This is a genomic window from Aphanothece sacrum FPU1 (assembly GCF_003864295.1).
Classification (GTDB): domain Bacteria; phylum Cyanobacteriota; class Cyanobacteriia; order Cyanobacteriales; family Microcystaceae; genus Aphanothece_B; species Aphanothece_B sacrum.
This window is the reverse complement of sequence record NZ_BDQK01000016.1, coordinates 340,472-346,995: the sequence shown is the minus strand read 5'-3', so window position 1 is coordinate 346,995 and position 6,524 is coordinate 340,472. Positions and strand designations below refer to the sequence as shown.

General features: G+C 36.1%; 9 protein-coding genes. 3 read left to right on the top strand and 6 right to left on the bottom strand.

All coding sequences use genetic code 11. The features are described 5' to 3' along the window. From AsFPU1_RS19850 to AsFPU1_RS19840, 3 genes are all read left to right on the top strand, one after another. Positions 1–988 (top strand): MFS transporter (locus AsFPU1_RS19850; protein ID WP_174715391.1); only part of this gene is annotated, 988 nt, incomplete at its 5' end. 72 nt (positions 989–1,060) lie between these two features. Continuing rightward, entirely contained in the window at positions 1,061–1,876 is an 816-nt protein-coding gene (locus tag AsFPU1_RS19845; RefSeq protein ID WP_172957462.1) for a sugar phosphate isomerase/epimerase family protein, read from the top strand. Positions 1,877–1,948: 72 nt separating this feature from the next. Beyond that, positions 1,949–2,716, top strand: a complete 768-nt coding sequence (locus tag AsFPU1_RS19840; RefSeq protein ID WP_124973043.1) for an SDR family NAD(P)-dependent oxidoreductase — start codon at positions 1,949–1,951, stop codon at positions 2,714–2,716. A 417-nt stretch (positions 2,717–3,133) separates the two neighbouring features. On the opposite strand, the gene AsFPU1_RS19835 is transcribed toward AsFPU1_RS19840, so the two are convergent. The 6 genes from AsFPU1_RS19835 to AsFPU1_RS19810 form a co-directional block, all read right to left on the bottom strand. Then, positions 3,134–4,045: a S1 RNA-binding domain-containing protein gene (locus tag AsFPU1_RS19835; RefSeq protein ID WP_124973045.1), complete on the bottom strand. Its 912-nt coding sequence runs from the start codon at positions 4,043–4,045 to the stop codon at positions 3,134–3,136. Positions 4,046–4,109: 64 nt separating this feature from the next. Continuing rightward, entirely contained in the window at positions 4,110–4,850 is a 741-nt protein-coding gene (locus AsFPU1_RS19830; RefSeq protein WP_124973047.1) for a dienelactone hydrolase family protein, read from the bottom strand. A gap of 75 nt (positions 4,851–4,925) precedes the next feature. Then, positions 4,926–5,246: an HdeA/HdeB family chaperone gene (locus tag AsFPU1_RS19825; RefSeq protein ID WP_124973049.1), complete on the bottom strand. Its 321-nt coding sequence runs from the start codon at positions 5,244–5,246 to the stop codon at positions 4,926–4,928. 34 nt (positions 5,247–5,280) lie between these two features. Next, positions 5,281–5,625: a hypothetical protein gene (locus AsFPU1_RS19820; protein ID WP_124973051.1), complete on the bottom strand. Its 345-nt coding sequence runs from the start codon at positions 5,623–5,625 to the stop codon at positions 5,281–5,283. Positions 5,626–5,728: 103 nt separating this feature from the next. Continuing rightward, positions 5,729–6,250 carry a hypothetical protein gene (locus tag AsFPU1_RS19815; protein WP_124973053.1) on the bottom strand — a complete coding sequence of 174 codons (522 nt, stop codon included), beginning with the start codon at positions 6,248–6,250 and terminating at the stop codon, positions 5,729–5,731. Further along, the gene (locus AsFPU1_RS19810; RefSeq protein ID WP_124973055.1) at positions 6,240–6,449 is read right to left on the bottom strand and encodes a hypothetical protein; all 210 of its coding nucleotides are present in this window, start codon (positions 6,447–6,449) and stop codon (positions 6,240–6,242) included. Before AsFPU1_RS19810 ends, AsFPU1_RS19815 begins: the two co-directional genes overlap by 11 nt. Positions 6,450–6,524 lie beyond the last annotated feature (75 nt).

The window sequence follows — 6,524 nt, the reverse complement described above, 5'->3', positions numbered from 1 at the left end:
AATATTAGCAGATCGCTACGGAAGAAAGCAAATATTAGTCCCTGCGTTGCTCTTATTTGCAATTGCTGGAATGGTATGTTCATTGGCTGCAAATTTTCGGACTTTAATCGAATTTCGCTTTCTTCAGGGAGTTGGTGCTGCACCATTAGAGTCATTAGCTTTAACCTTAATTAGTGACCTTTATCGAGGTAAATTACTAACAGCAGCGATGGCTTTTAATGCCACCAGTATTGGTCTTAGTTTAGCAATTTATCCTTTAATTAGTGGAGGGTTAACTACTTGGGGATGGCGTTATCCTTTTTTATTACCTTTGATGGCAGTTCCTCTTAGTTTTTTTGTGTTATTTTTTTTGAGAATTCCTCATCGACCTCAATCCGAAACATTTGAATTAAAAAGCTATTTAGGGAATATTTGGAATAGTATTAATAATCGCCAAGTGATAGGCTTATTAATAGCGGTTGTTGCTTTGTTTATTCTCTTATTTGGTCCCTACTTCACCTATATCCCTTTATTAGCGGATGCTCAATTAGGTGCTTCTCATTTTGTCATAGGAATTATTTTAGCGAGTATGGCTCTTTCTTTGGCATTTGTCTCATCTCAATTAGGATTATTTGCCCGATTTTTGTCTGAAGTAACTCTCATTAAAGCTTCATTTATTGTGTATGCTACTGCTTTAATTATTACACCATTAATTCATAATATTTGGTTGCTATTTCTTCCCAGTATTTTATTTGGTTTGGCTCATGGAATGGTATTTCCTTCAACCCAAGCTTTATTAGGAGAATTAGCACCCCAAGAATATCGGGCAGGTTTTATGGCAGTTAATGCAACAGTTTTGTCTTTAGGACAAGCATTAGGCCCGATTTTAGCAGGAGGAATGTTTACTATTTGGGGAATGCAAGGGGTGTTTTATAGTAGTGCTATTTTTGCTTTAACAGTGCTTATTTTCTTAAATTTTCTGCTAATAAGACTTCGGACATCTCAGTAGTTAGATATAAATCAAAGACTCTATTCTTAGAGTCTAAAAAACAAATTATTTCAGAAAAAAATGGAGGTAATTATGAAACGAAAAATTGGCGTAACTAATTGGATTTTTGGCGATGTAGATTTAATTGAAAGTGCGAAAATTATCGCCAGTATGGGTTTTGATGGTATGGAGGTTTATGTTGACATTGAAAAGGTATCATCAACAGAGGTTAAAAAAGTTTTAAATGATCATAATTTAGATGTTTTTTCCTTGACTCCTGCTAATTTTGATTTAGCTAATAATTACCTAAATTGTAGACAAATAGCGATTGATTATTACAAAAAATTAATCGATTACGGAGCAGAATTAGGACATCCAGTTATTACTTGTCATGAATACATTCAAAATCAATCAATTAAGGATTATTTGGGGGCAATTTATTGGCTGATTGATTCTTGTAAAAAGCTTGCTATTTATGCTCAGAAAGCTAATATTAACTTGGGATTTGAACCCCTTAACCGTTATCTTTGTCGCTTCATTCTTACCAGTGTTGATGTTGTTGAGTTAATCAATCAAGTTGATGCCCATAATTTGACAATTATACTTGATACTTTTCACATGAATTTAGAAGAAAACGATCTCAATAAAGCCATCATAATGTGTAAAGATAAACTCAGTATTTATCAAATTGCTGATTCTAATCGCAAAGGAATTGGGTTAGGTCATACAGATTTTACTACCCAATTTAAGACCTTAGATCAAATTAATTATACTGGCCCTATTATTTTAGAATGCGCTCATCCGAGACAGACCCCAGGTTCTCCATTAGCAGGAGATTTTGATGAACTAAAATTCTATCTTCAAACCAGTAAAAATTGGTTAATGCAACAAGAAACTACTTTAGTTTAAAAAGCATTAATTTTTGCTCTGTAAACTCCTCATCACTAACAATTACATCTACTCAATTACTTGGAGAAAATCATGTTTCCTGTCTATCCAGATTTAAAGAATAAGCATGTGTTAATCACGGGAGGAAGTAATGGTATTGGAGAAGCTTTGACCCGTACTTTTGCTCAACAAGCATCAGAAGTGACTATCCTTGATTTAGATAAAGATAAGGGATTAAAAATAGCAAAAGATTGTGAAAATTTGAACTGTAAAGTTAATGTCTATTCCGTAGATTTAACTAATACTTCAGAACTGACAAAGACCTTAAATTTAATCAAACAAGAAACTCCCATTGTTGATGTTTTAATTAATAATGCAGGGTATGATCCAAGATATCCTTTATTAGAGATGTCTGAAGAAGAATGGAATCATTTATTTCAATTAAATGTTGTCCATTATTTTATTACTTGTCGTGAACTTTTACCTGATATGATTAAAGCCGGTGGTGGTAGTATTATTATGACAAGTTCTCATGTTTTTTGGATTGCTAAACCCGATATGATCGCCTATAACACTACAAAAGCAGCAGTCATTGGTTTAGTTCGTAGTTTAGCAACAGCAGCAGGAAAACATCATATTCGTGTTAATGCAGTTGCTCCTGGTTGGATTATGACAGAAAGACAATTAGAACAATGGGTGACACCAGAAGCTAAGCAGAAAACTATCAATGAATTACAATCAATTCCTCTTGAACTTACCCCTGATGAATTGATGGGAACTTATCTATTTTTAGCCTCAGAAAGTTCTCGCGCAATTACTCGTCAAACGATTGTAGTAGATGGTGGATATGCTCAAAGTTAAGCTTAATTTAAAACAGAAATATTCCAATATTTTCAATAAATTAGCTCTCACAAAAGTCATAATTTTAGGGGGGTTAGTTTTTAGGGGTTAGGGGTTGGGGATAAATTGAAGATGATGTTGAGGTTTGATAACGGTAAAATTGACTCTTTTTGTAATAGAGATGGTCATCAACTTAAATTACGATGAAAGAAATTTTCCCTAACCCCTAACCTCTATCCCCCAACCCCTGCCTCCATTTTAACCTTGTTGTCACCCCGTGAGCTAAAATAAGCTGTCACGCATTTAATTGACCTGTTGTGACTGCATGGGAGCAGGGAGCTTCGGAGCAGGGAGAGGGGGTTTTAACGTCTGTACCAAAGTTTAAAATAAGCGGTTTAAATGCACAACAGCTTAGACGAGTAAGCAATTCTGCTCACTTTATTCAACTTCTTTTTCCATTTTCTCCCTAGCCTGTTCCACTCTAGCCGAAGCAGTGGCCATCATTTCATCAAATTTTTCCAGAATTTCACCTGGGTAACTTTCCAGAATTTTAGTAGACAAAGAAATACGACCTTTAAATTCATCTAGGGTGAGAATCATTACTTGAATTTCTTGCCCTATCTTAAATACCGTCGTTAAAGCATCAATTCTTACCCCACTGACTTGAGTAATATGCAGTAAACCCGTAACCCCGTTTAAATCAATAAATACCCCGTAAGGTTGGATTTTAGCTACTTTACCCGCAATCAAGGTTCCGGGGGTTAATTTACCCATTTCCGAAGCCATTCTCGCCCGTTTTTGCGAGAGAACCAACTTTTTATTTTCTTGATTAACTTCTAAGAAAGTAGCGGTTAATAATTGACCTACTAATGAATCTACATCATCTCTTTCGACTAGATGCGATCGCGGAATGAAACCCCGTAACCCTTCCACTTCCCCAATGACACCCCCTTTATTAATAGCCGTTACCCGCATTTGGACAGATTGGCCACTTTCTGACATTTCAGCGATATTTTCCCAAGCTTTTTGCAGTTGCAGTTGACGACGGGATAAGTTAACCTGACCCTCAGCATTTTGGTCACTGGTAATTAAAAAATCAAATTCTTCATTGACAGGGAGAACATCAGCTAAATTAGTGACGGATTTGAGAGTTGCCTCTGTGACGGGAACAAATCCTGTGGACTTACCTCCAATGTCTACATAAGCACCGTCAGATGTGTGCTGAACAATTTTGCCACGAATAACTTGTCCTTTTTCAAAGTTATAATCGTGTTTGTTGAGGGCTTGAGCAAAGTCATCCATTGAGAAGGAAATTTTGGATGCTTTGGGGTTACTAGAGTCTGATTTCATGGTTGTTGAATGAACAAAAAAGAGCAAATTATTGTTCCCAGTTATCCTTAAGGTCACTGGTTAACTATCTTAGACTGATAAATAACTCTAACACACGGTTCCAAGCATCTTGCGCTGAGGGTGCATGATAACTTCCTCGTTGATCACAGAAAAAGCCGTGATCTGCCTCTTGATACCGAAAAACCTGATGAGAAATGTTGTACTTTTGTAAAGCAGTTTCTATTTGATCGACTTGTTGTGGGGGAATACTGGTATCTTTATCGCCAAAAAAAGTGTAAATGCTTCCTTTAATATTGGCAGTGCAATTAATTGTTGGTTCTCCGTCTCCAGGTGTAGAATTAGTAATCCCTGCCCCATAAAATGAGGCGGTTATTGCTATATCATCGAGGGTGGCGGCTAAATAGGTAACATGACCCCCAAAACAAAAGCCAATAGAACCTACACCCCCTTTTTTGACATTTGGCAAGGTATAAAGATAGTTAATGGTGGTTTGAATATCACTGAGAAGTTCTGATGCTTTGGTTTGATTTTTGTACTGTTTACCGATCTTAATATCTTCAGGAGTGTAACCCGCTTCAAACCCAGGGGCTAACCTTTGATAAATGGCCGGCGCGATCGCTACATATCCCTCTTTAGCTATTCGTTCGGTTACATCTCGGATATGTTCATTAACTCCAAAAATTTCTTGAATAACGATAATTCCGGGAAATTCGCCTTCTTGTGAGGGTTTAGCCACATAAGCATCAATGTCTAAATTCCCGTTTTTGACTTGAACCCATTGGGTTTCAATTGTTGTAACTGTCATAATAATTTCTTAGATAACGACTATCCTCTTTCTATTTTATCGAGAATAGTCGTCTCCTCCATCGTTAAATTTTGTTTAACGATATTTTTCAAAGCCACTCATTAAGGATGCCTTGGGATTCTCAATACAATAATCAGTAATTTTATCACTGGCTTCTCTTAAAGCAATTCTATCTATGGTCATTTGTTTGTTTTTACCAGTTATTAATCCGTGAAAAAAAACAAAAGTAAATTGTTTATCTTCTCCTGGCATTTTTAAAACTTCTCGACAGCTAATTTTACTTAAATCAACATTAGTATTTTGAGTATCTTCTTGAGCATAAGTAGGCTTAACTGAAAGTTCTGTAACTAAAATACTAAGAGCAACAACCCAGAAAAATTTGTTGATTAATTTCATTTTATCTCCTTAATTTTATGTCTATTTTTCTAATTTATCGTAACCGCTCACCGCGCATACAATCATCAAAGGCTTGACGATATAGACTATCATAATCGGAGGCACGACGCGCACTACCCCCAATAATTCCCACGACTGACCCAATGGCGGCCCCGGTTCCGGCCCCCCGTCCACCGTCGGCGATCGCCCCAATAGCTGCCCCTGTGGCTGCCCCCCTGGCCCCACCTCTGAAAAATCCGCCTTGAGCATGACGATCAGCAAAATCCCTAGCGTAACTTTCACAAAAGGAGGGAGAACGACTATCAAATTGTGCTAAGGAGACTAAAGGAACATTGGTTAAAGCAATGCTACCGAGGGTTAATAGGATTTTAAGTGACATTCCCATGACGCTAAATATTACACATTAAAGTTATATCACTGTTCAAGCAAATTGGCGAGCAATACTTCTAATTATTGAACCAAGGAATCAAAACAACCCTATATTAACACCGTTCATGAATGGATTTACATTCCCAAAAAAAACCAGGTCCAACCGTTAAAATTTGCTCAGTTGGCATAAACAACTCCCAATAAGTAAGCCCAGAATCATCTTGTAAATCTGGCTCTAAAATCAGTTGATAATTATTCTCAAAACATAAATTTAAGCCAATATTGTGAACATCAATAATAAGTTCATGCAGCTTTTTATTCTCTAACTGTTTTAATAAATTTTTTCCCGTTTGTATTTTTTCCTCTGAATCCAGTTCAGTGGAAGATACTAAAATATGATTATTGTGTTTACAAATCCAAGGTGTTGCCCTTGTTCCTAATCGCCAACTTCCTTTGTATAAATGTGCTAACTTAGGATGAGAATAAGGTGTCATTTCACCAAAAGCTAACAGTAATTCATCTCCATATCTAAATAAAACTTTATGACAAGTTTCACCGACAATTCTTTTAGTAATTAATCTAATAATTTGTTTTAAATCACTCTGAGAATTAGTAATAGAAGTTTTAGTTGCCATAATTAAAATCCTCTAAAAATTCTTTAGCTTTTTGGCGGAGTTCTCCATAGGTAAAATCGCCTCTATCATTTAAAGTACCGCCATAACCATTGTTTTTTTCTTTTTCAAGAAATATGCCAAAAGCATCTCTTAATTCGGCTGACATATGAAACTCTCCGGCGATCGCATCGACCTGTTTAATATCACGTTTTTTACCCATTAATACATAAAAGCCAGAATCACCCCTAATTCATCATATATCGTTCAGGTTGAAATTAAATTCAAATATGATCCT

Excerpts from the sequence above, each read along its gene's own strand:
- AsFPU1_RS19845 (WP_172957462.1), top strand. The coding sequence starts at position 1,061 with ATGAAACGAAAAATTGGCGTAACTAATTGGATTTTTGGCGATGTAGAT.
- AsFPU1_RS19840 (WP_124973043.1), top strand. The coding sequence starts at position 1,949 with ATGTTTCCTGTCTATCCAGATTTAAAGAATAAGCATGTGTTAATCACG.
- AsFPU1_RS19835 (WP_124973045.1), bottom strand. The coding sequence starts at position 4,045 with ATGAAATCAGACTCTAGTAACCCCAAAGCATCCAAAATTTCCTTCTCA.
- AsFPU1_RS19830 (WP_124973047.1), bottom strand. The coding sequence starts at position 4,850 with ATGACAGTTACAACAATTGAAACCCAATGGGTTCAAGTCAAAAACGGG.
- AsFPU1_RS19825 (WP_124973049.1), bottom strand. The coding sequence starts at position 5,246 with ATGAAATTAATCAACAAATTTTTCTGGGTTGTTGCTCTTAGTATTTTA.
- AsFPU1_RS19820 (WP_124973051.1), bottom strand. The coding sequence starts at position 5,625 with ATGTCACTTAAAATCCTATTAACCCTCGGTAGCATTGCTTTAACCAAT.
- AsFPU1_RS19815 (WP_124973053.1), bottom strand. The coding sequence starts at position 6,250 with ATGGCAACTAAAACTTCTATTACTAATTCTCAGAGTGATTTAAAACAA.
- AsFPU1_RS19810 (WP_124973055.1), bottom strand. The coding sequence starts at position 6,449 with ATGGGTAAAAAACGTGATATTAAACAGGTCGATGCGATCGCCGGAGAG.